The sequence below is a fragment of the Cohnella thermotolerans DSM 17683 genome, from assembly GCF_000429825.1.
In the GTDB taxonomy this organism is placed as follows: domain Bacteria; phylum Bacillota; class Bacilli; order Paenibacillales; family Paenibacillaceae; genus Cohnella; species Cohnella thermotolerans.
The window spans coordinates 50157-73819 of record NZ_KE386958.1 but is presented as its reverse complement, the minus strand read 5'-3'; the positions used below and the strand labels follow the sequence as shown (position 1 = coordinate 73819).

Below are 23663 nucleotides of genomic sequence, written 5' to 3'. Positions count from 1 at the left end.
GTCCAACAGGTTCGGAAAGTGTCAAAGCGGCGTGTGCTTCACAGCCTGCGTTATGTTGTTAGTATACCAAGCGTGCGGGAGATTTCAACTCGCCTTTTTTTCGATTGACTTTTTGCGCAGATAAGGAATATTATATGAGCAAGTATTCATTTATTATTCGGAAGAGGCGGCGTATCATGAAGGAATATCGGGTGGAAGGGCTATCCTGCGCCAACTGCACGCTGGAGATGGAGAAGGAGATTCGGAGCCTCAAGCATGGGGATACCGCCACTTTAAGCTATAACTCCGGAAAATTAAGGCTGGACGACAACGTCTCCTTGGAGGATGTCCAACGCATTTTAAGAAAAGACGGCGCCTTCCTGGCGAATCCGCCCGTCCGCCCGCATTCCCATGACGGACACGTTCAGGAGGAACATTCCCATGAAGGCCATTCCCACGAAGACCACGAGCATCGTCACGGAACGACCCGGCGCATCGTCGGACTGCTTGCCGCCTCTACGGTTCTCTATTTAGTCGCGCTGCTTGCCGGCGAAGAGCTGGCGAAGTCCACCGAGATCGTTCTCTACGCGATCGCCGCCATCCTAAGCGGGCACACAACCTTCTTAAAAGGATTGAAAAACCTCTTCCGCTTGAAATTCAACATCGATACTTTAATGACCATCGCCCTCGTCGGGGCGGCTTCGATCGGCGATTGGAAAGAAGCGACGCTGGTCGCCATCCTGTTCGGCCTCAACGAGCTTCTGGAAGGCATGGGCATGGAGAAAGCGCGCAAATCGATGGAGACCCTTCTTCAGGTCGCGCCCAAAGAGGCGATCAAGCTCGAGGACGGGAAGGAAATCGTCGTGCCGATCGATCGATTGCGGGCCGGAGATCTTGTCGTTGTCAAACCCGGCGGGAAAATCCCTTCCGACGGAACGGTCGTGCATGGCAGAAGCTCGGTGAACGAAGCGGCCGTTACCGGCGAACCGCTCCCGGTCGACAAGGCGGCGGGGGAGCCCGTCTTCGGCGGCAGCGTGAACAACGAAGGCGTCCTTCAGGTGCGGATCGAGAAGGCCTACCGGGACTCTTCTTTGGCCAAAATTGTTCATCTCGTTCAAGAAGCCCAGGAGACGAAAACGCCGACGGAGCTTTTTATCAACAAATTCGCCAAATATTATACGCCGTTCATTATCCTCGTTGCCGTTCTGGTCATCGTTCTCCCTCCCCTTCTGCTCGGCGGCGACTGGAATCATTGGCTGTATGAAGGCCTGGCCGTTCTCATCGTCGGTTGTCCGTGCGCACTTATCTTGTCCTCCCCGATCGCCCTCGTATCCGGGATTACGCGGAACGCCCGCAACGGCATCTTGATCAAAGGCGGTGTCTTCCTGGAGCTGCTCGGCAAACTCGACACGTTGGCGTTCGATAAGACGGGCACTTTGACAAAAGGCGAACCGCATGTGGAAAAGACGGTTGTGTACGATAAGGAGCGTTTTTTCGAAGTCGCCGGCGCCATCGAGAGAAATTCGTCTCATCCCCTTGCCCAAGCGGTCATGAAGGAAGTGGAACGCCAAGGCTTGGAAATCGCCGATGCCGACGAGATCCGGACGATCACGGGCCGCGGCATCTCGGCGACGTACCGAGGGAAGACATACTGGCTGGGCAATGAAAAAAGCTTGGAGCATTTGACGCTGCCGGACCGGGTGCAAGCCGACATTCAATCGCTGAAGGAACAAGGGCTCACGCTTGTCCTTGTGGGCGATGCCGACCGGGTTCTGGGGATGTTCGGCATCGCGGATCAGGTTCGCGAAGAGAGCCGGGCCGTCGTCGCCGAGCTTCATCGCATCGGAATCCGGCGCACGGTGATGCTGACCGGGGATCATGCGAAATCGGCGGAGAAGGTCGCCAAGGCGGTGGGCGTGTCGGAGTACGCAGCGAACTTGCTGCCCGAGGATAAAGCGGCGCGAGTCCAAGCTCTCGCTTCAGACGGCGTGGCGGGCATGATCGGCGACGGGATCAACGACGCTCCCGCCCTCGCTTCCGCCCAAATCGGCATCGCGATGGGGAAGGGGACGGACAGCGCCATCGAGACGGCCGATGTCGTCCTCATGCAGAACCATCTCGGCAAGCTGCCCGAAGCGATCCGCATCGGACGCCAAGTGAACCGAGTGATCCGCTTCAATCTCGGCGTCGCCTTGGGCCTTAAGCTGCTTGCGCTGTTGCTTACGATCCCGGGGTGGTTGACCTTATGGATGGCCATCCTGTCCGACATGGGAGCAACGGTGTTCGTCACCTTGGTGAGCTTGACGATTTTGATCCAGCCCAAGAAAAAGGCCGGATAAACGCCCGGACGATGGGCTCCCGATTGCCGATCATTCGTCTGCCCCGCTGAAATATAACAACATTCCGTCCAAGCCCCAAGTCTCCCCGCCGCCAACGTAAAAAAGCCATTCAACCGCCCGGGGTTGAATGGCTTTCCTTTTTAATGAGAGACCTCGTCCTTGAGCGCCTTCAGCCGCTTCATGACGTCGTTCGCGCCGCGGCCGAAGTAATCGTGAAGCTGGCGATATTCCTGATACAGCCGCTCGTACACGGCGACGTTCTCCGGAATCGGCTTGAACGTCTCCTCGCGCACCCGCGCCATCGCCTTCGCCGCATCCACGATGCTGTCGTAGCCGCCCTTCGCGCTGCCCGCCGCGACCGCGCCGAACATTGCCGCGCCGACCGCCGGCGTCTGCTTGGAGTCCGCGATTTTGATCTCGCGGTTCGTCACGTCGGCGTAGATTTGCATCAGCAGCCGGTTGCGCTGCGGCAGCCCGCCGCATGCGTACACCTCGTGCACCGGCACGCCGCTGCTATGGAACGCGTCGATGATCGTCCGCGTGCCGTAAGCCGTCGCTTCGAGGAGCGCGCGGTACATCTCTTCCGGCTTCGTCAGCAGCGTGTATCCGACGACGACGCCCGTCAGATTCGTGTCGACGAGCACCGAACGGTTGCCGTTCCACCAGTCGAGCGCCACGAGTCCCGATTGGCCCGGCTTGTATTGCGAGGCGCGTTCGGTCAGCCATTGATGGACGCCGACGCCTTCCTTCTCCGCAGCTTCCTTCACGTAAGCCGGCACCGCTTCCTCGACGAACCATTCGAAAATGTCGCCGACCGCCGACTGCCCCGCTTCGTAACCTTTATAACCCGGAATGATGCCGTCCTCGACGACGCCGCACATGCCTTCGACTTCCACTTCCTCCGTGCCGAGGAGCATATGGCAGATCGACGTGCCCATCGCCATAACCAGCTTGCCTTCGCTCACGACGCCGACCGCCGGAACCGCCGCATGCGCGTCCACGTTGCCTACAGCGACTGCCGTGCCGGCTCTCAGTCCCGTCAGCTTCGCCATCTCCGGCGTAATCTCGCCCGCCTTCGTGCCGAGCGGCTTGATGTCGCCGCGCAGCTTCGTCTCCGTCAAATTCTCGAGACGCGGATCGAGCGCTTTGAAGAAGTCCTTGCTCGGATAACCGTCCTGCTTGTGCCAGATCGACTTGTAGCCCGCCGTACAGCTGTTGCGCACGAATTCGCCCGTCAGCTGCGAGATGACCCAGTCGGTCGCCTCGGTGAAGCGGTCCGTCGCGTCGTATACTTCCGGCGCCTCGTTCAGAATTTGCCAAACCTTGGCGATCATCCACTCGGACGAAATTTTGCCGCCGTAGCGGGGCAAGAACTTCTCGCCGCGCTCCGCCGCGATCGCGTTGAGGCGGTCCGCCTCGTCCTGCGCCGCGTGGTGCTTCCACAGCTTCACCCAGCTGTGCGGGTTGTCCTTCCACTCCGGCTTGAAGCAGAGCGGCGTACCATCCGCATCGATCGGCAGCATCGTGCACGCCGTGAAGTCGATGCCGAGGCCGATGACATCCTCGGCCGCGACGCCGGACTCCTTCAGCACGGCCGGCACCGAACGGCGCAGCACCTCCAGATAGTCGTCCGGGTGCTGCAGCGCCCAATCGTGGCCGAGCGGGATGCCGGAGCCCGGCAGCTTCTCGTCGATGACGCCGTGCGGATAAGGCGTGACGTGGTCGGCCACCTCGTGGCCGTTCGATAGATCCACCAGCACGGCGCGCCCGGACTGCGTGCCGTAGTCGACGCCGATCGCATATTTCTTGCTCATGGTCGGGTTCCTCCATTCTCCATTATGGAATCGAATTCGAAAAATGATGAAATACTTATCTTTGCCGCTCGCACCGCCCGCGCCGCGTGCGCCTCAGTGCTCCTTGCCCGGCTGGCCGTAGTAGGCGTTCGCGCCGTGCTTGCGAAGATAATGCTTGTCGAGCAGCTCCTGCTGCATCGAAGGAATGCCGGCGTTCAACTGGCGCGTATGGTACGCCATTTTCGCGACTTCCTCCAGCACGACCGCGTTGTGCAGCGCGTCCATCGGGTTTTTGCCCCACGCGAACGGCGCGTGGCTGTATACCAGTACGCCCGGCACGGCCATCGGATCGATGCCGCGGAACGTCTCGACGATGACGTTGCCGGTCTCGTGCTCGTAAGCGCCCTTGATTTCCTCCGCCGTCATCGGACGGGTGCACGGAATCGTGCCGTAGAAGTAATCGCCGTGGGTCGTTCCGAGCGCCGGAATGCCTTGCCCCGCCTGCGACCAGATCGTCGCCCAAGGGGAATGCGTATGCACGATGCCGCCAATCCCCGGGAACGAGCGGTACAGCACCAAGTGGGTCGGAGTATCGGACGAAGGGCGAAGATCGCCCTCCACGACGTTGCCGTCAAGGTCAACGACGACCATTTGCTCCGGCTTCAATTGTTCGTACGGAACTCCGCTCGGCTTGATGACCATAAGACCCGATTCCTTGTCGAACCCGCTGACGTTCCCCCAAGTGAACGTAACCAATCCGTAGGCCGGCAACTCCGCATTCGCCCGGCAAACGCTTTCTTTTAGTTGTTCCAACATTTCGAATCCGTCCTTCCCGCTCCCCGGTCTCCAGCGCAACCGCGGGACGTTGGTGATTTCGGCCAACTTATCGTTATCGGCTTTACACGCTTTCATTATACACTTGTACGTACATGTGTGTCGAGAGGTACGTGAACAACGAATGCCTGTTCGAACAGGATCATGCGGGCAATCGGCTTTTTGTGCATGTAGAATACGAGCAAACGATATCCTGTGCTGCATCAGCGGATTGGGACGAATGTGCGGAACCCGGTTCCTCTCTTCGGCGTGGCGGCGGCTCTCATCGCCACCCTCGCCCTTGCGAGGGCGAGGAGCCGAAGGCAAAAGCCGGCGCCAAGCCCCGACTTATTCCCGTGCCGCCGCCGTCGATTGCCGAACCGCAAGCGTCGGCGCGTACACCCATCCTTGCTCCTGCGCACGCCGGCCGTTCTCCAGCATGTCGAGCAGCAGCGCCGCGGCCTTCTCGCCCATCTCCGCTTTCGGATGCACGACGCTCGTCAGCTTGATTTCCGTCGCCGTCGCCAGGAACGAGTCGTCGTAGCCGACGATCGCCAGATCCTCCGGCACGCGCAGCCCCGCCTCGCGCACAATGTCGAGCAAGGCGACGGCCAGCTCGTCGTTGTAGCAGACGAGCGCGGTCGGCGGTTCCGGCTGCCGCAGCAGCTCCCGCAAAGCGGCTTGCGGCCGCACCCTCTTCTCCTCCGTGGAATAGCGAACGATCCGCTCGGGATCGACCGGGATGCCGCGCTCGCGATGCGCCTTCACGAAGCCTTTCATCCGGTGTACGCCCTGCAGATCGTCCGTCTTGAAAAATCCCGCGATCCGCTTATGCCCACCCGCCAGCAGATGATCGGTCGCCAGATGCCCGCCCGCCTCGTCGTCCAGCTTCACGCACGGGCAATCAAGATCCGGATACTGCTCGTTGATCATCAGCAGCGGAATATCGTGATACTGCATCGCCATATAGGCGTCGAAGTTCGGATTGCCTTCCGCGCTCCGGGTGGGCTCCACGATCAGCCCGCTCACGCCCTGGCTGAGCATCATCTCCAGGCTGTCCCGCTCGCGGTCCTTGCGATTGTCGGTGCTGGACAACAGAAGGCGGTACCCCCGATCCTTCAAGACCGATTCCACCCCGCGAACGATGGACGGGAAAATGTAGTCGGATATATAAGTCGTGATCAAGCCGACGGTCTTGCCGCCGCCCGCGTTCTTGCGTTCTCCCGACAGCCGTGCGACGAACGTTCCTTTGCCCTGCTCCCGCGACAGCCAGCCTTCCTGAACCAGTTCCCCGATCGATTGACGGACCGTCTGCCGGCTGAGCCCGAATTGTTCGGACAGCTCGTTCTCCGACGGCAGCTTGTCGCCGGGACGGTAGCGCCCCCCGGCAATCCAGGAGACGATTTCTTCTTTGAGCCGTAAATATTTCGGGGATTGCGAATTCAAACCGTTCACCTCAAAAAGGGTTTTCCTCCATTATAACATACGATCGAACTTGTACGTACCTATTCGCGCACACGTGCTTCCGCTATCCGTACAATCCGAAGCTCCCGGTACAAGTAAGATACGCCTTCCCGCAAGCGAACCGACGCCTGGGTGGCCTCCTTATCCCGCGATCACGCTCGATTCTAGTAGCGAGCGGGACGCGGTGGAAGCTGCAAGAAAAATCCGCTCCCTCCGCCTCCCGTTCCCTCCTTATATAGCCGAAAAGAGAGGCGCAGCGCCCCTCTTCCCAGAATTTCCGGTTATTGCAGTTTTTTCTTGTTGGCCTCGATTTGCTTGTTCCATTCTTCCACCAGCTTGTCGTATCCGTTGTTCTGACGGTATTTGACAAACGCGTCCATCGCTTGATCCACTTCGGCATCGGACTTGGCGTTCAGGATTTTCGCCACGGTTTGCGACCAGTTCTGGTTGATCTTCTCGAGGTTTCTCGCCGATTCCTTGGACAAGTAAACATTCAGACCCGCGAGCTCAAACTGCGGAACGACATATTGCACCGTCCATTGTTTGGCCTGCTGCAAAGCTTTCGGGAATTGCGAGAGGCCCATTTGCCGCGAGAGCAGCGCGCTGTCCTGAAGCCAGAGGTGGGTCGTCAATCCGATCTTCTTCTCGAATCCCGCCGGGTCCGTCTGCTTGAATTCCAGCAGATCTTTATTCAATACCGGCTTGCCGTCCACGATCGTATAGGGTTCCCCTTCCCGGCCGAAATCCATTACGTTGTTGCCGTATTCGCTCACCAGGTACGTCACAAGCTCCATGGCCTTCCGCGGATTTTTGCACGTCTTGGAAATGAACGTCTGCGTCCACCCTTCGATCGAAGTTCCCGGAAGCGCTGTCTTTCTTCCCACCGTTGAAGACGGGCCGTTCACTGCAATATAGACTTTGTCGGGATGTTCATTCGCCCACAGCGACAAGGCGTCCGTCTCGCCGTTCACGTCGGATGCGAAGTAGGCGAAGTAACTGCCGTTGGTCAGTCTTGCATCCTTGTCGTCCTTCGTCATGGTGATCATGTCTTTGTCGGTCAACCCGTCTTGACGGGCTTTGACGAACGTTTTCAGCCACTTTTGAAAATCTGGATCCGTATAGCGGTCATAATATTTGCCGTCGTCCGTGAGAACGGGCACGCCGATAAAATCGGCCAGCGTACGGTTGAATACGCCGTTTGGCTCGGACCCGCCGTTGAAAATCGAGATGCCGAGCGGGATGACGGGCTTGCCGAGCTCGTCCTTCGCATTTAACTTCCGTACCGCCTCCAGCGCGGACAGGAAGCCCTCCGGCGTCGTCATATCAGGTTTGCCGATCTTCTCGTAAATATCTTTGCGCACCATGAAGGCCTGATTGCCGTAAATGCCGCCCTTCTCGTAATCCGCTTTCGTATTCGAGAAGTTGGGATAGCCGTAAATATGGCCGTCGTCCCGGGTGAAATACTTCAGTGTCTCGGGCTTCGCCGCTCCTTCGAGGAAGTACGGATCGTATTTCTTGGCCAGCTCGTCGAGCGGAATCGCGAATTTGTCGGCCTCCTTGATCAACGGACTCGAGCCGTCGATCGTAATAATATCCGGCAAATCCCCGGAAGCCAGCATGGTGTTCAATTTATCGTCCGTACCGTTCTGGTACGTAATGCTGACGCCCGTATCCTCGGTAATATACTTGGAGGCGACGTCGTTGCCCCACGTTTGGGCGAACCAGTCGAAATTGATGTACCAGCTCAGGTTCGCCTTCTCTTTATCGACCTTCCAGCTCGGTGTGGCCTTGTCGACGGTAAAGGTCGGATCGGGCAGATTCACGTCCCCCTTCTTGGCGCAGCCGGCGACGGACAGAGCGATTGCCAACGAACTGATGACAGCAATGGATTTTCTCATAGCGCTACCCCTCTCTACTGGCTTCATTCTTTGACTCCCCCTAGCAACATTCCGCTAATAAAGTATTTCTGAAGAAACGGATAGACCAGCATGATCGGCAAGGTTGTGATAATCATCGTAGCCTGCTGCAGCGATTGCGTTGTAAACGCCTTCGAAATATAGACGCCCGCTTTGGCCGAGCTGGCCGCCCCCGTACTCGTCAGCAACTGATAAAGGTAGTACTGGATCGGATACAGGGACTTATCCGTCATATACAGCTTCGCGACGAAGAAGTCGTTCCATTGATACACGCCGTGAAACAGCGCAATGGTGGAAAATGCCGGCAGCGACAGCGGGAACACAATTCGGAAGAAAATCTGGAACATGTTCGCTCCGTCGATCTTCGCGGATTCCTCGATGGATTCCGGCAAATTCCGGAAGAAGTTCATAAGAATGATCATGTCGTAAAAGCTGAACAGCACCGGAATGATGTACACCCAGAAATTGTTGGCCAGACCCAGCGACTTCACGACCAGGAAGGTCGGAATCATGCCGCCGTTGAAAAACATGGTGATGATGCCCATCCGGATGAACACTTTTCTCCCCACCAAATACGACTTGCTCATGGCGTAAGCCGCCATGCCGGTAATCAACAAGTGCCCGGCTACACCGATCACCGTTTTGGCAACCGTAATGCTGAACGCCCGGTAGATGGTGGGGTCTTGCAGAATCGTCTTATAGTTAATCAGCGTAAACTTTCTCGGAAATAGGTAGATCCCTCCCTTCATGGCGTCATAGCCGTCATTGAACGACAGTGCGAGAATATTGATCAAAGGGAACACGATGATCGCAACGAAGAAGACCATGAAGATCTTGTTGCAGATGTTGAACAACGCTTCCCCTCTCTCCAAACGCATGGGCTCACCTCGTTCCTAGAAGATTGAACTGTTGTGGATTCGCTTGGTCAGGACATTCGCGAGCAGCAGCAGAATGACCGATACGACCGATGAGAAAATGCCGACAGCCGTCGCGAAGGAGAAGTCCCCCTGCGTCAAGCCCAAATGGTAGACATACAGATCGATGACTTCACTCCGCTGTATATTGGACGAGCTCTGGAGGACCAGCGCCTGTTCCAGATTCGAACCGAGAACCGATCCGACCCGCAATACGAACATCAAGACGATAATTTGGCTGATTCCGGGGAGCGTAATATGCCAAATCCGTTTCAGCTTCCGGGCGCCGTCCACCTTCGCCGCCTCATACAGGGAAGGATCGATCCCCGCCATGGCGGCCAGATAGAGAATGGTTCCCCACCCGACCTCCTTCCAGATATCGGTTAAGGTTGCGACCCACCAATAGGCGTTCGGGTTGGTCAGGAAGGGGAGCGGTTCCTGGATTAGATGCAGCGACATCAGCAAGCTGTTGACCAAACCGGACGAGCTCAGCCACGAGATGATCATGCCGCCGAGAATAACCCAGGACAGGAAGTGCGGCAGATAGGATATCGTTTGGGTCACTCGTTTGAAAGGTCCCGCACGCAGCTCGTTGATCAGAATGGCCAATACGATCTCAAGCGGAAAACCGATCAGAAGCTTCAGCAGGCTGATGGCAAGCGTATTCGTCAGCACGTTGTAAAAATCAGAATCGCCCAAAAACGCTTTGAAATTATCGAGACCGACAAATTCCGAGGCGAAAAACCCCGTCAGCGGCGAATAATCCTGGAATGCGGTAATCAATCCGAACATCGGAATGAAGGAAAACACGATCAGGAGGATGATGCTGGGCCACACCATCACCTGCAGCTGCCATTGCGACATCCATTTTTCTTTAAACGTGCGCTTCATCCTACACCGTCCTCATTTTCGGTCGCGCATAGAAAATTTTTCAAAATTAATTAATTTTGTTTAATATTTAGGCCGACCGTTGATCAAACAGCGTCCTCGTATACGAAAGCAAACACCGGTTTCGCCAGATCGTTGATGTACACCCGGAACTCCCCGGGTTCGACCGTTCTTTGCAGGTTTGCGTCCAGATACTGAAGGTCGTCGAGCGAGATGGTGAGTTCCACGTGCACCGTCTGACGGGCCGGCACCGGAACGACCCGGTATTTTTTCATTTCGCGCGTCGGACGCGCCGCCTTGGATACGAGATCCTCGATGTACAGAATGACGATCTCCGGATAGTCGTACCCGCTGGGATTATGAATATCGAACGAGAAGGTGATCCCCTGCTCCGCCGTGATCCTGTCGCTCGATTGGCGGAAGTTCGCGTATTCCGTTCCGGTGTACGTTAACCCGTGCCCGAAGGCGAACAGCGGCCCGATCTCGCAGTCCTGGTACCGGCTGCTGTAGCTTGACGCGTTCGCCGGACGCCCCGTACTGTATTCGTTGTAGTAGATCGGCGTCTGGGCGGAATATCGCGGGAACGACATGGTCAGTTTGCCCGACGGCGTCTCTTGGCCGGTTAAGAGCTCGGCAATCGCGACGCCGGCTTGCGTGCCCGGATACCAGCACCATAGCAAAGCCGGAATATCGTCGATGATGTCCTGAAGCGCCAGCGGTCTTCCCGAGAAGAAGACGCAGGCATAGGGCTTGTTCAGCCGCTTCACTTGCCGGATCAACTGCTGCTGGCTGTCTTCGAGCCCGATATGAACGCTGCTGTGCCCTTCGCCGCTGAGATCCCAACGCTCGCCGACCGCCGCGATAATGTAATCGCATTGCTCCAGCACATCGCCGGGGCAATCGTCCAGCGTATCGTAAACGTTGACCTGAAGCGAATCGTCGACTTGCTTCAAGCCTTCGGCAAGCGTCGGCACATCGTCGAAGCTTCCTTTGCACGCCCAATTGCCCAGCAGCTCCCTCGTGTTGGAGAAGGGCCCGACGATCAGGATGGAACGATGCTGCTTGCCGATCGGAAGCGTTTGATGGTCGTTCTTCAACAGGACGCAGCTTCTTCGGGCAGCCTCTCTGGCGGCCTCCAGCGATTCCGGGCTGAGAATGACGGCGGACTCCGCCTCCTCGTCGACATACGGGTTTTCGAACAGGCCCAGTTCGTTTTTCAACTGAAGGATCTTCAGCACCGCCGCATCCACATCGTCCAACAATTCCGGATGTTCCGCCACGATCGCTTCGAAGTGCGCCAGATACAAGGTGGAGACCATCTCGATGTCGACGCCCGCCGTCAACGCCAACTCGGCCGCTTCCTTCCCGTCTCTGGCCACCCTGTGATTTTGAAGTTCGGAGACCGCCCCCCAATCGGAGATGACCAAATCGTCGAAGCGATAGGTTCCTCTGAGGATTTGTCTCAACATCGCTTCGCTTGCCGTCACTGGAACCCCGTTAAAGGTATTAAACGAGCTCATGACGAATTTCGGCTTCTCCTGGAGAGCGATTTCATAAGGTTTGCCGTAGTAATCGTAAAATTCCCGCATCGACATATCGACGGTATTGTAATCCTTGCCGGCGACGGCCGCGCCGTATGCCGCAAAATGCTTCACGCAGGCGGCCACGCCGGCCGGACCGATCTTGCCGTCGGACCGTTTCTGGTAGCCCCTGATCATCGCCCTGCCGAGATGGCCGGACAGCAGGTGGTCTTCTCCGAACGCCTCCATGACCCTGCCCCATCGGGCGTCCCGCACCAGATCCACCATCGGCGAGAAATTCACATGGATGCCGGAGGCCCGCAATTCGGTTGCCGTGACCTCCGCCGCCTTCTCCAGAATCCGCTCATCCCATGTGCACGACAGCGCCAGCGGAATCGGAAAGATCGTCTTGTAGCCATGAATGGCATCGTGCATGAACAGCAGCGGAATTTTCAGCCGGGACCGCTTCAAGTATTCCGACTGGATCCGGTTGGTCATCTTCGCGCTGGATACGCCGATGACGCTGCCGACGGTGTATAAAGTATCCGGCTCCAGCATATCCGGCGGGTAACCGGGGCCGGTCTCCACCATGTCGTCATCCGCTCTGCCGATAAACGGTTCGCCGGTTATCTGCGTAAGCTGGCCGAACTTCTCTCTCAGCGTCATTTTCCGAAGCAACTCTAGAAGCTTATTTTTGTCCATACTCGCTTACTTCCATTCCAGCTCGGGCAGGATGTCTTTCTGCAATTCGCACATCTCGTCGATCATGGCGCACGCCTGATAATAACTCGGCGCTTGCGGATCCAGCAGAATCGCCTGGAGCAGCTTGGTTTTGGACTTCTCGAGATAAGCCTCCAGCAGCAGCTTGTGGATCGTCCCTTGAATATGAATGGTTCCGATAATCGCGGTCGGCAACTCGACGGTCATCGGCTTCAAGGTAATGCCGCTTCCGTTCACGATCGCCTGGGTCTCGACCACCATGTCGTCGGGAAGTCCTTTGATGGCGCCCCTATTCGGCAGATTGGCCGAGTTGATTTGAATTTCATCGTCGAAGAAGATCGCTTCGATGATCGGAATGGCGTATTCGTTGCTGGGCCGGACGTTCTCTTTATTGAAGGTGTAGGCTTGCTCCACCCATGACTCTTGCGTCTGGACGCTGTCGAACAGCCCTTTGTCCAAGGTGTTGCCGGTTGCGCAGTAGACAAAATCCGGCGTCCGGGAGCCCTCCTCCCACAGCTTCTCCCGAATCGGATTGTACCGGAATTGGAGCGACAAGCCTGCGTAGAAGTCCTCCGCATAAGAGACGTATTCGCCGCAGTGATTCGTTCCCGGATACGGATAATAGCCGTAGGTATGGTACATCGTGCGGGACAGCGCGTAGTGATCGAACTGGGCGAGACGGTTCGCCTTCTTCTCTTGCTCACGGAACAGCGGGTACAAATCCTCGCCGGTCTTCTTGTCCCAAATTTTCGTGAAGAAGCCGAAGTGGTTCAAGCCCCCGGCTTCAATGCCGATTTCATCGGGTTTCTTCTCCAGAAACTCGCACAGCTGTTGAATGCCCATATCCAGGCCGTGGCACAAGCCGACGATGCGAATCGACGTCAGCTTCGAGACCGCCTCCACCAGCTTCGCTTCCGGATTCGTATAGTTGATGAACCAGGCGTCCGGACATACCCTCTCCATCGTGCGGGCAATCTCGAGCATCGGGCCCAGGTTCCGCAACGTATGGAACATCGATCCCGGCCCGCCGTTCTCCCCATAAATTTGCTTGCTTCCATAGCGGCGGGGAATGTGGAAATCTTGCGACCAGTAGAAATAGCGGTTGACTTCGATCGCGACAATGGCGAAGTCGGCTTGGGTCAACGCCGCTTCCAAATCGGTCGTTTGCCAGATCTTCGCGTTGTGCCCGAAGGCTTCAAACAACTGGAGCGCGTACTGATAAGTTCGGTTCACATTTTCCTTCACAATGTCCATCAGCGCAATTTCGAGCTGAACCTCATTTTTGAGCCGGGGCGACAACGCCATATCCTGCAACGCCCCGAGGGCAAACGACACGCTTCCCGCTCCGATTAACGCAACTTTCATTTTTCTCATTATCGTTTATCTCCTTTGGTGTTTTTTAGCGCGACGAGGCCCGCTCCGATCATTCCCGCATCCGGCCCGAACGCCGACATGACGATGTTGATGCTGTCTCTTAAATTCTCCAGCACCTTGTCCCGGGCTCTCTCGACCACCCGGTCGATCAGCCACTGGTTGTTGTCGATGACGGCGCCGCCGACGACAAACACATCCGGGTCGATCGTCTGCATCAAGGTGGCAATCGCATTGGAGAAGTGCTCCACCCATCGGTCGATGACGACTGCCGCGTTTTTATCTTGCTGGTGATACTTATCAAACAAGGTTTGCGTCGTGGCGCCGCTGCCGTACAATCGTTTGCCCTCTTCCTCCAGAGCTTTGCCGCTGCATAGCGATTCGAGCGTCCCGTTGTACAGGGAAGACAGGCTCTTGCTGCTGTCGGAGACAATCATGCCTCCGATCTCTCCGGCATACCCGTGCGAACCTTGATGAATTTCGTTATTGAGAATGATGCCGCTTCCAATTCCCGTGCTAACCGTAATGTACATCGAATGGCTGTAGGATTTGGACGCTCCGTGCTCCGATTCGAGCAGGGCGATGACGTTCACGTCGTTTTCGAAATAGACCTCATAGCCGGAAAAATACGATTTTATCGTTTGTATCGAAATATTCTCGATGCAGGGAATGTTAGTGGCGTCGCAAATGCATGCCATCTCTTCCTTCCACGGCACGGGCAGCGCAATCCCGATACCGGCGGCTTGCCTGCCGCAATCGACACGGTCAACCATGGTCCGGACATGAGTGAACAGGTCGTCCGCGGTTTGAAAGCTTGCCGTCAATGCCGTCTCCTTCCGGACCAGTCCCAGGTTCGCATCCACCAACCCGACCCGGATGTTAGTGCCGCCGATGTCGATGCCAATTACACAGTCAACCATGATTCGAACTCCTCAACATTTTGTTCAGTCTAACGATGCGGCGGCGGCCTGATCGAGGAAGAAATCTATATGATCGCAGTCGAGCAGCTCTTGAGCGGGCAGTCTCGCCTCCGGGTTCATGAAGATCTCCCGGACGATGCCGGCCTTGCGGCCGCCGGTGATCGCGACAATGACCCGACGGCTGGCGGCAATCTGGCCCAATCCCAATGTAATGCCCTTCTCCAGCACCGTGGGCTTGTGAAAATACTTCTGCGCAACATCCCTTGTGGTGGCGGACAAATCCACGACGCTGCTCCGGCTCAAGACGGGTTGGCCCGGCTCATTGAGTCCGATATGTCCGTTCATTCCGACTCCCATGAGGCTAAAGGTAATCGGATGTTGCTCGATAAACCGGTCAATCCGGTCGCATTCCTGCTGCAGGTCCGGATTCGTTCCGTCGAAGAACGCAATCTGATCCGGCTTAAGCGGCAGAAGCGAGAAGAGATCCCGGTTCAGCATTTGGTAGCAGCTTCCTTCGCTGCTTCGGTCAATGCCGACCCACTCGTCCAGACTGACGAACCGGAGCCGCTTGATCCCCGGCTCTCCGCCGGCCCGGCCGGCAAACTTCCGGTAGCTGATCTGCGGCGTGCTTCCGGACGCCAGACAAAAAACCGGATGCTCATCGTGAGCGAGATGATGCATCATAACATGGGCGACTTCATTCGCCAGCTCTTCTTCGCTGTTAAAGATTCGTAGCACGATCGTTTCACTTCCCCGTTCATTATGCGGACAGAACCGTTATCATTTCCCGCTGCAGGATCAAGACGGCTGCTCCGATGGCCGTCGAGTACTTGGAATCGCTGACCGAAATCGTCGGTGCCCACTCCGTATATTGCTTGACATAGTGTCTGACGCCGTCCAGAATGAGCTCCGGGAACAAGTCGATCGTTTTGCCGCTGATCACGACCCGATGGATATCCAGAATGCTGATCATATTCGTGATGACCAGCGCCAGATGCTTGGCGATATAATCCGCGCAGGCCGCCCGATCCTTATCCGAATTCAGGTCGTACATGTTCTTCAAGCTGTTGATCCCCAGCTTCCCTTCGAGCCAGCCGACGGAAGATGGCGTCTTTCTAAAATCGGGATCGAAGCACATGTACTCCAGCTCTCCCGCGCTTGCATTGAACCCCCGGTGCAGTTCTTTGTTGATCATAATGCCGGCGCCCACGCCGTCGCCTACCGCGATGTGGAACAGGTCGGTCGGCGCTTCGTCGGCGTTCTCCAGCTTCCGGAACTCGGCCAGAATGGATGCGTTCACATCGTTCTCCAGAAGAATCGGCAGATTCACCTTGTTCCGCAGATTGTCGAGGATCGCCTCGTAATGATAATCCTCTTCCTGATTGCCCTGCGTTCTCATCCGGATCGTCTTCCTCTTGGTATTGATCGCTCCGTCCACGCCGATGCCGATTCCCACAATCACACTGTTGGTTTCTTTGGCCTTGTTCCTCATCCGCTCCACGATCTCTTCGAACAACGCGGCGAACGCCTCGCTATAGAACGGAACGGGGTGGTCAATCGAATACGAATCTATAATTTGGCTATGCAAGTTCACCAGCAACGCCGTCGTTTGTTCGCCGATCGTTTGAATGCCGATTGCGACATAACTGTTCTCGTTAAACCGATATACCGTTCGTTTTCTTCCCAGCCCGCCGGATCCTTCGCGGCTTTCGCCGGTGGCCGTCAGCAAACCGATTTTTTCGAAGAAATTCACGATCTTGCTGACCGTTACAAAACTCATTGCCGTTTTCTCCGTAATCTCCACTTTGGCCAATTCCGGATTTTGCAGCAAAATATCGAAAATGATTTTTCTGTTCTCATCCTTGATGTCGTTGGGAAGAAAAGACTTCATCCGCTCACCTCTCTCATTATTTAATTTCTTTATTTAACTTCATTATTAAATAAAGTTAAATAATTTGAGAAAAAGAAAAATCCAATGAAGGACCGTTAAGGCTATTATATCTTGGCTCGTTAATCTGTCAATGCTTTTGCGTCAAAAATTCCAGCGTACGCGATACTATCGCTGAATGGAGAAGACATCCAGCGATAGTCCGTACGCAGGAGACAAACCTTTAGTTTGCTCAAGCTCAAGATTCAAGCAAATGATCCATACGTTACTTCTTCACGATATCCTGAATCGCTTGCTCCAGCTTGTCGAACAGCTTATCCTTGTCGATCTGGCCGCCTTGGTATTCCTGCATCGCGGCGCCCCAGCCCTGGATGACGCCGTCCGGGTAGCGGCCCCAGTACCAGCCGCCGGCGCCCTTGGCCTGTTCGGATACGGCGGCGCCGATCTGGCCGATGTCCTCGGTCGTCGCTTGGATCGAAGACAGCGCAGGGATGAACTTGAATTCTTTAGTCAAATACTTCTTGCCCGTCTCGGACGTGACCAGCCAGTTGAGGAACGCCTTCGCCTCTTCCGGATGCTTGGATTTGCTGTTGACGATCCAGAAGTTCGCCGGGCCGGTGTACACGCGGGCGTTGCCGCTGTCGTCGATCGGAATCGGCAGCACGCCGAGATCGAGCTTCGCCACTTTGTCGATGTCGCCTTGAATCCAGTTGCCTTGCTGGATCATGGCCGCTTTGCCGGAGGCGAAACTCGCCACTTGGGTTGCGTAGTCGGTCGTCAATTTGTCTTTCTGGCTATGCTGGAACACCAGGTCGACGTAATTGATCCATTTCTCGAACACTTCGTTGCCTTTGAACGCCGCCGCGCCGGTCTTCGTATCCTCGATGAATTTGACCGGATCGGGCTGTTCGGCCAAACCGACGTTGATCGTATGATGGCCGATCGACCACCATTCGTTCGTCGTGGAGAACGGCGTAATGCCGGCCGCTTCGAGCTTGGCGACGACGTCCTTCAATTGCGTCAGCGTCTTCGGCAATTCGGTAATGCCGGCCTTGGCGAACAGGTCTTTATTATAAATAATGCCGTAGCCCTCGATGTTCATCGGCATGCCGAGCAGCTTGCCGTCCACGCGGGCCGGCGCGGCCGCGGCTTCGATGACGTCCTTCGCCCAGGGCTCGTTCGTCAGGTCGGTCGCGCGGTCGTAGTAAGGCTCAAGCGCGGCGAAGCCTTCGGCGTTGAAAATTTCCGGCTCGGAACCGGAAGCGATCTCCGCTTTGAGCAGCGCGTTGTAGTCTTCGCCGCCGCCATGCGTTTCGACCTCCACCTTGACGCCGGTCTCCTTCTCGTAATCTTGCGCCAGGTTGTTGAACGCGTCGGCGATTTCGACTTTGAAGTTGAAAATTTTGATCGAGACGTCCTTCTTCTCCGCCGACGGAGACGCGCTGGGCGACGCCTGGCCCGAAGCCGGCGGCGACGAGGATTCGGCAGCCGGGCTGGACGACGAGCTGTCGTTATTGCCGCCGCAGCCGGCGGCGACTACCGTCAGCGCCGCGATCAGGCACACCGTGAATAAACGTTTCATGCAAATGACCTCCCCGAAGGATCGATAGGTTTTCTTGCTTGCTTACACGCCCATTATAGTAAAACGTTTGCACACGATAAAACCGAAGATGTTGAACGATTAGGTGTAACATATTGATGTTTTATCCTTTTATGGAACCGGTTGTAATCCCCTCGACAATATGCTTCTGCAGCAGCAGGAACATGACGACAATCGGCGTGACGCTCATCGCCAGCCCGGCGAGGGCGAGATCCCATTGTTTCGTATACTGGCCGAAAAACCGGGTCACCGCAAGCGGAATCGTCGTAAGATCCTTATTCGACCCGATGATGAGCACCGGCAGCAAATAGTCGTTCCAGATCCAGAGGACGTTCAGAATGATGACCGTGATCGTAATCGGCTTCAGCAGCGGGAAGACGATTTGCCGGAAAACGCCGTAAGGCGAGCAGCCGTCCACGACCGCGGCTTCCTCGATCTCCATCGGCACCCCCTTGATGAAGCCGTGGAACAGCACGACGGACAGCGCCAGACCGAAGCCGAAATAGCAGACGACAATGCCGGCGAGATTGCCCCTCAGCTCGAGGAAGCTCGTCACCCGCACCAATTGCAGCATGACGGATTGGAACGGAATCGTCATCGAAGCGATGAAGCAGAAAAACAAAACCTTGTTGAACCTCGTAGGCTTGCGGACGATCCGGTAAGCGGTCATGGAACTGAGAACGACGATGCCCGCAACGCTCAGCGCCGTGATCAGAAACGTATGATACAGCGCGTGAGGGAACCGGATGATCTCCCATACGCGGGAATAGTTCGAGAAGAGCGCTTTCTTCGGCAAAGAAGCGGCGTCGACCAGAATCTCGCCCAGCGATTTGACCGAGTTGACGAGCACGAAGTAAAAAGGCGACAGGAACAGCAGCGCCAGCAGCAGCACGGCCGCTTCGATTCCGAGCAGCCGGGACCGCGCTCCCCCGCCGGCGTTCGGGTTGGACCTCGCCATTACGCTTCCACCTCCTTGCGCTTGGTCAGCCACACCTGGGCGATGGCGATCAGCGACACGAAGAAGAAGAACAGCATCGCCTTGGCTGTTCCGAGGCCGTAGCGATTGTTGACGAGCGCCTCCGCGTAAATGTTGTAGGCGAGCGACTGCGTCGAAGTTCCCGGCCCGCCCTTGGTCAAGGACAAGTTCAGGTCGAACATCTTGAACGCGTTCGAAGTCGTCAGGAACAAACAGACGGTGACGGCGGGCATGATGAGCGGAATCGTCACCTTGCGGACCGTCTGCCAATAACCGGCCCCGTCGATCACCGCCGCTTCCGTCAGATCCCTCGGAACGCCGACCATCGCCGCGATGTAAATGACCATCATGTAGCCGGCCGTCTGCCAGACGAAGACGATGACCAGTCCCCAGAAGCCGGTGTTCGGCGTCCCCAGCCAAGGCAGCTCGAACGTCGGCCAGCCGGTCAGCTCTCCGATCGTTTTGAAGCCCTTCGTGAAGATGAACTGCCAAATATATCCGAGCAGAATGCCCCCGATCACGTTCGGGAGGAAAAAAACCGTCCGCAGCGCGTTGCGCGTCCGCAGCTTGCGCGACAGCGCGAGCGCCAGAGCGAACGCCAGGGCGTTGGCCGCCGCGACGGTTACGGCCGTGAATTTGATCGTAAACCAGAACGACTTCCAGAACTTCTCGTCGTCCGTGAAAATCCGGTGGAGGTTGTCCATTCCGATCCATTTCGCCTTGTCGAGATCGAGCCCGTTCCACTCGGTGAACGAATAATAAAATCCGAGCAGAAAAGGCACGAGGACGACCGCCGAGAACGCGAGCAGGCCCGGACCGACGAACACCGTCTGCTGCAACCACTCTCCGGCTCTTTTGCGCAGTGACATGCGGCACTCCCCTTTCGCCTTCCGATAACCTGAATATAAAGAGATATTGTCAGGGAGGCCACCGACAGATATGATGGGTTTGGTGTAAAATATTGACCTCCGGGGAGCGCAGCCGACATGTTCCGAACGAGCATCCGCAACAAACTGATGGGCCTTCTCCTCGCCGCGACGATCATTCCTATTCTCATCTCCATGTTCGTATCCGACCGTTACATCAAGCACGCCGTCACCGACAAGTCGATTCTGGAAAACCGGGCGATGCTGTCGCTCGGGAAAGACAACATTCTGAACTACATGAACACGATCAATCGCATCTCCTTGAACGTCTACAACTCGATGAACACGCCGACTTCCCTGCACGCGATAATCGAACGCGCAACCGCTCCAGGCGCGAATGCGCAAACGTTTGACTCGAACAACCGGATGCAAATCTATACGCATTTGCTCAATATGTATCAATCCATGAAAGAGATCCATCAGATCCATCTGCAGATCAAGGGAGCGGACCATCTGTCTTATTTGCTGTCGCGGGGGCTGTTCCGCGGCGGGCCGGAGAGCGGCATCTCCTGGCCGGCAAGCCGGATGAACGATTCCCGGCCGTTCGTCGAAGCGACGCACGAGAGCGTCAATTACGAGCTGGACTGGAGCCGCAAGGTTAAACAAGAAAGCGTATTCACACTGCGGCGCCCGATTATTCGTTCGCCCAGCGACGAGATTCTCGCCTACTTGACGATCGACATCCAATCGCAGCAGCTGTCGGACATCTGCCAAAGCCTGGCCCCCTCCGGCCAGGAGACGCTGTACCTGCTGGACCGGAGCCGGCATGTCGTCTGCAGCGCGAACGCGAGCGGCTCCGCCCCGGGCGGGTTGCTCGCCGCTCCCTGGGCGGACCGATTGTTCGCTTCGAGCGAGCTGAGCGGCTTCATCCGATGGAAGGACAGCGCGTTCTCGGGCATCGTCATTTACGATACGCTGCAGACGAACTACATGGACTGGATCGTCGTCAAGCAGCTTCCGTATTCGTACCTGTACGAGAACGCCCGGACGATCCGCACGATCAACTCGCTCATTATCGCGCTGTTCCTCGTCATCGTCGTCGCGGCCACGCTCGTCGTGTCGTTCCATTTTACGAAGCCGATCAAACGGCTGATCAGCCATATCAACAAGGCGCAGACCGGCAATCTGGACGTCGCCGTTCCCGTGCAGGGACGGGACGAGATCGGCATTCTCGCCCGCCGCTTCAACTCCATGATCGGCACGATCAAGGACCTGATCAATCGCGAATACAAGCTGGAGATCGCGAACAAGAACAATCAGCTCCGGGCGATGCAGGCGCAGATCAACCCGCATTTTCTGAACAACGCGCTGCAGTCGATCGGAACGCTGGCGCTTCAATCCCAGGCGCCGAAGGTTTATTCGCTGATCAACGCTCTGGGGAAAATGATGCGCTACAACATGAACGCGCACGAGGCGATCGTGCCGTTCCAGTCGGAGCTGGACCATGCCAGGGCGTTCCTGGAGCTGCAGAAGCAGCGCTTCTCGGAACAGCTTAGCGTCCGGTTCGACGTCGATCCCGCGTCGCTCGCCGTTCCCGTGCCGAAGATGCTGCTGCAGCCCCTGATCGAAAATGTGTTCAAGCACGGCTTCGAGCCGCAAGGGGGCGAGGGCGAGATCCGGATCGGCTCTTGGGTGCTGCCGGACGGCTGGCTCTCCGTCGTCGTGGAGGACAACGGCACCGGGATGGCGCCGGACCGGCTCGCCGAGCTTCGCAGGCGGCTGGCGCGCCCGGAGCCCGTTCTGACGGACGGCCGGGAACACATCGGGCTCGGCAACGTCGCCACGAGATTGAAATTGTATTACAACGACAAAGCGGAAATGACGGTCGATTCGCCGGGCTCGCGCGGTTTCCGCGTCGACCTGCGCCTGCCGCTCGAAGCCGGATTGGAGGTCGCCAGATGAACGTACTGATCGTAGACGACGAACAGCATGTGCGGGAAGCGGTCAAGCTTCTCGTCGATTGGAAGAGCCTCGGCATCGAAGGGGTGTACGAGGCGGGCAACGGGGCGGAAGCGTCCGCGATCATCGAGCGGCTGCAGCCGGAGATCGTCGTGACCGACATGCGCATGCCGGTGCAGGACGGCGTCGGATTGCTCGCCTGGATCGACAGCCGCGGCTTGCCGATTCAGAAGATCGTCATCAGCGGTCACGACGACTTCGAGCTTGTGCGCAGCACGATGAAGTACGGCGGGCAGGACTATCTGCTGAAGCCGATCGATCCGGATCAGCTGCACGAGGCGCTTCGCAAAGCGGCGGAGAACTGGCGGAAGGAAGACGGGGAACGGAAGCTGATGCAGCGGCGCAACATCGAGATGAATCAATTGAAGCCCGTCTATTGGGACAAAATTTTCTCGAACCTCGTCACCGAGCCCGGCTGCTACGCCACCGTGCGGGACAGCCTGTACGAGGAGTTCGGGTTGGACGCCGACTCCCGATGCCAGGTCGTCGTGGTGGGCATCGATACGCTGAGCCGGGAGCTGACGCGGAAGTTCGAGCGGAACCGGGATTTGCTGTTTTTCTCGCTCACGAATATTTGCAACGAGTTTCTGCGGCCCGACAATCGGGGGATCGCTTGCCGCTATTGGATCAGCGAGCACGAAGTGCTGCTTCTGTTCTGGGACCGGTTCGCGGAGCTGCGGGAGACGCTGGCGCGCATCGACGAAGGATTCCGGACGGCGCTCCGATGCCGCTTCCACTTCGGCATCGGCACGCTCGAGCCGTTCCCGGCGGGCGTCGGCCCGTCGTACCGCGCGGCCCGTGCCGCGTTGCGCCGCCGGAGCGTGCTGGCGGCGGATACGCGGTTTCACGCGTACGAGCCCGATGCGAAGCCTTCGGCCGGTTCGCCGCGCCCCTTCGACCACGAGGAGAGCTTCCGGCTCGCCGTGCTGAGCGGCAGCGAGGCGGAGATCCGGGCCGCGGTCGGAAGGTGGATGAACGCGGTGCGCGGCTTGCCCGAGCTGACGCTCGAGCAATTGGAGCTGTGGCGGCACGAGTTCGGCGCGCTGCGGGAGCGGTGGGAGGCGGAGAGGAGCGGCAGCCGGGAGGAAGCGAGCGGAGCTGCGTCGTCTCCGGCGCGGGGAGCTGCTGCGCCGCTGGGGGACGCTGCGGCAACAGGTTCGGATGCGAATGCCGGTGACCCTTGGGGTTCGGGCTCGGCTGCGGGTTCGGCCTTGACAGCCATTCCGCTGGACGAGGACGGCTGCCTGTCTTTGCCGCGCTGGGAAGAGGATCTGACGGCGGCGCTTTTGCGCATTGCCGAGCGGCAGAGCGCCGAGCGGAAGGAGCGGAACGTCATGGCGGAGATCGCCCGATATATCGAGGCGAATTATTACCGCGAGCTGACGCTGCAGGATATCGCCGGCCAGTTTTACTTGAGCCGGGAGTACATCTCGCGGCGGTTCAAGCAAATTTTCGGCGAGAACCTGTCCGATTTCCTGGCCCGGGTCCGCATCGAGCGGGCCAAGACGCTGCTCGGCAACCCGGCGCTCAAAATCGCGGAAGTCGCCGAGAAGGTCGGCTTCTCCGACGAGAAATATTTCAGCAAGGTGTTCAAGAAGTTCGCCGGCGTCTCCCCCAACCAGTTCCGCAAGTCCTGATGCGGCAACGCCAGTAACCACCGTCCCGCTAACGCTGCTG

The 23663-nt window shown here is 57.4% G+C and carries 17 protein-coding genes; 3 read left to right on the top strand and 14 right to left on the bottom strand.

All coding sequences use genetic code 11. The features are described from left to right. Positions 1-176: 176 nt before the first annotated feature. The gene (locus tag G485_RS0120615) at positions 177-2318 is read left to right on the top strand and encodes a heavy metal translocating P-type ATPase (RefSeq protein WP_027094092.1); all 2142 of its coding nucleotides are present in this window, start codon (positions 177-179) and stop codon (positions 2316-2318) included. 140 nt (positions 2319-2458) lie between these two features. Here the strand turns inward: G485_RS0120615 and G485_RS0120610 are convergent, their stop codons facing one another. The 14 genes from G485_RS0120610 to G485_RS0120545 all read right to left on the bottom strand — a co-directional run bounded on the left by G485_RS0120610 (position 2459) and on the right by G485_RS0120545 (position 19970). Then, the gene (locus tag G485_RS0120610; RefSeq protein WP_027094091.1) at positions 2459-4132 is read right to left on the bottom strand and encodes a ribulokinase; all 1674 of its coding nucleotides are present in this window, start codon (positions 4130-4132) and stop codon (positions 2459-2461) included. Positions 4133-4225: 93 nt separating this feature from the next. Continuing rightward, positions 4226-4927: an L-ribulose-5-phosphate 4-epimerase gene (gene araD / locus G485_RS0120605; protein ID WP_027094090.1), complete on the bottom strand. Its 702-nt coding sequence runs from the start codon at positions 4925-4927 to the stop codon at positions 4226-4228. Positions 4928-5272: 345 nt separating this feature from the next. Beyond that, complete coding sequence (locus G485_RS0120600) at positions 5273-6370, bottom strand: GntR family transcriptional regulator (protein WP_027094089.1); 1098 nt, start codon at positions 6368-6370, stop codon at positions 5273-5275. Between the two features lie 299 nt (positions 6371-6669). Continuing rightward, complete coding sequence (locus G485_RS0120595; RefSeq protein ID WP_240489226.1) at positions 6670-8286, bottom strand: type 2 periplasmic-binding domain-containing protein; 1617 nt, start codon at positions 8284-8286, stop codon at positions 6670-6672. 23 nt (positions 8287-8309) lie between these two features. Next, positions 8310-9182 carry a carbohydrate ABC transporter permease gene (locus G485_RS0120590; protein ID WP_027094087.1) on the bottom strand — a complete coding sequence of 291 codons (873 nt, stop codon included), beginning with the start codon at positions 9180-9182 and terminating at the stop codon, positions 8310-8312. Positions 9183-9197: 15 nt separating this feature from the next. Continuing rightward, entirely contained in the window at positions 9198-10109 is a 912-nt protein-coding gene (locus G485_RS0120585) for an ABC transporter permease (RefSeq protein WP_027094086.1), read from the bottom strand. Positions 10110-10192: 83 nt separating this feature from the next. Beyond that, positions 10193-12328 (bottom strand): glycoside hydrolase family 3 N-terminal domain-containing protein, encoded by a 2136-nt coding sequence (locus G485_RS0120580; protein ID WP_027094085.1) that lies wholly within the window; start codon positions 12326-12328, stop codon positions 10193-10195. A gap of 6 nt (positions 12329-12334) precedes the next feature. Next, complete coding sequence (locus G485_RS0120575; protein ID WP_027094084.1) at positions 12335-13720, bottom strand: family 4 glycosyl hydrolase; 1386 nt, start codon at positions 13718-13720, stop codon at positions 12335-12337. Then, positions 13720-14637 (bottom strand): ROK family protein, encoded by a 918-nt coding sequence (locus tag G485_RS0120570; RefSeq protein WP_027094083.1) that lies wholly within the window; start codon positions 14635-14637, stop codon positions 13720-13722. Before G485_RS0120570 ends, G485_RS0120575 begins: the two co-directional genes overlap by 1 nt. A gap of 24 nt (positions 14638-14661) precedes the next feature. Then, complete coding sequence (locus G485_RS0120565; RefSeq protein WP_027094082.1) at positions 14662-15375, bottom strand: 6-phosphogluconolactonase; 714 nt, start codon at positions 15373-15375, stop codon at positions 14662-14664. Between the two features lie 22 nt (positions 15376-15397). Beyond that, a complete protein-coding gene (locus G485_RS0120560; protein ID WP_027094081.1) occupies positions 15398-16528 on the bottom strand; it encodes an ROK family protein in 1131 nt (376 codons plus the stop codon). 262 nt (positions 16529-16790) lie between these two features. Beyond that, entirely contained in the window at positions 16791-18107 is a 1317-nt protein-coding gene (locus tag G485_RS0120555; protein WP_027094080.1) for an ABC transporter substrate-binding protein, read from the bottom strand. Between the two features lie 121 nt (positions 18108-18228). Beyond that, on the bottom strand, positions 18229-19083 hold the full coding sequence (locus G485_RS0120550) for a carbohydrate ABC transporter permease (RefSeq protein WP_084423423.1): 855 nt from the start codon (positions 19081-19083) through the stop codon (positions 18229-18231). Continuing rightward, the gene (locus G485_RS0120545; protein WP_027094078.1) at positions 19083-19970 is read right to left on the bottom strand and encodes a carbohydrate ABC transporter permease; all 888 of its coding nucleotides are present in this window, start codon (positions 19968-19970) and stop codon (positions 19083-19085) included. The genes G485_RS0120550 and G485_RS0120545 overlap by 1 nt, the downstream gene beginning before the upstream one ends. Before the next feature lie 117 nt (positions 19971-20087). Between G485_RS0120545 and G485_RS0120540 the strand changes: the two genes are divergently transcribed. Together G485_RS0120540 and G485_RS0120535 are read left to right on the top strand one after the other, a co-directional pair. Beyond that, positions 20088-21929 carry a cache domain-containing sensor histidine kinase gene (locus G485_RS0120540; RefSeq protein ID WP_027094077.1) on the top strand — a complete coding sequence of 614 codons (1842 nt, stop codon included), beginning with the start codon at positions 20088-20090 and terminating at the stop codon, positions 21927-21929. Next, positions 21926-23623, top strand: coding sequence for a response regulator transcription factor (locus G485_RS0120535; RefSeq protein ID WP_027094076.1), 1698 nt, complete (start codon positions 21926-21928; stop codon positions 23621-23623). Before G485_RS0120540 ends, G485_RS0120535 begins: the two co-directional genes overlap by 4 nt. Positions 23624-23663 lie beyond the last annotated feature (40 nt).

Coding starts and splice junctions, on each gene's coding strand:
- G485_RS0120615 (WP_027094092.1), top strand. CDS start 177: ATGAAGGAATATCGGGTGGAAGGGCTATCCTGCGCCAACTGCACGCTG.
- G485_RS0120610 (WP_027094091.1), bottom strand. CDS start 4,132: ATGAGCAAGAAATATGCGATCGGCGTCGACTACGGCACGCAGTCCGGG.
- araD (WP_027094090.1), bottom strand. CDS start 4,927: ATGTTGGAACAACTAAAAGAAAGCGTTTGCCGGGCGAATGCGGAGTTG.
- G485_RS0120595 (WP_240489226.1), bottom strand. CDS start 8,286: ATGAGAAAATCCATTGCTGTCATCAGTTCGTTGGCAATCGCTCTGTCC.
- G485_RS0120590 (WP_027094087.1), bottom strand. CDS start 9,182: ATGCGTTTGGAGAGAGGGGAAGCGTTGTTCAACATCTGCAACAAGATC.
- G485_RS0120585 (WP_027094086.1), bottom strand. CDS start 10,109: ATGAAGCGCACGTTTAAAGAAAAATGGATGTCGCAATGGCAGCTGCAG.
- G485_RS0120580 (WP_027094085.1), bottom strand. CDS start 12,328: ATGGACAAAAATAAGCTTCTAGAGTTGCTTCGGAAAATGACGCTGAGA.
- G485_RS0120575 (WP_027094084.1), bottom strand. CDS start 13,720: ATGAGAAAAATGAAAGTTGCGTTAATCGGAGCGGGAAGCGTGTCGTTT.
- G485_RS0120570 (WP_027094083.1), bottom strand. CDS start 14,637: ATGGTTGACTGTGTAATTGGCATCGACATCGGCGGCACTAACATCCGG.
- G485_RS0120560 (WP_027094081.1), bottom strand. CDS start 16,528: ATGAAGTCTTTTCTTCCCAACGACATCAAGGATGAGAACAGAAAAATC.
- G485_RS0120555 (WP_027094080.1), bottom strand. CDS start 18,107: ATGAAACGTTTATTCACGGTGTGCCTGATCGCGGCGCTGACGGTAGTC.
- G485_RS0120550 (WP_084423423.1), bottom strand. CDS start 19,083: ATGGCGAGGTCCAACCCGAACGCCGGCGGGGGAGCGCGGTCCCGGCTG.
- G485_RS0120545 (WP_027094078.1), bottom strand. CDS start 19,970: ATGTCACTGCGCAAAAGAGCCGGAGAGTGGTTGCAGCAGACGGTGTTC.
- G485_RS0120540 (WP_027094077.1), top strand. CDS start 20,088: ATGTTCCGAACGAGCATCCGCAACAAACTGATGGGCCTTCTCCTCGCC.
- G485_RS0120535 (WP_027094076.1), top strand. CDS start 21,926: ATGAACGTACTGATCGTAGACGACGAACAGCATGTGCGGGAAGCGGTC.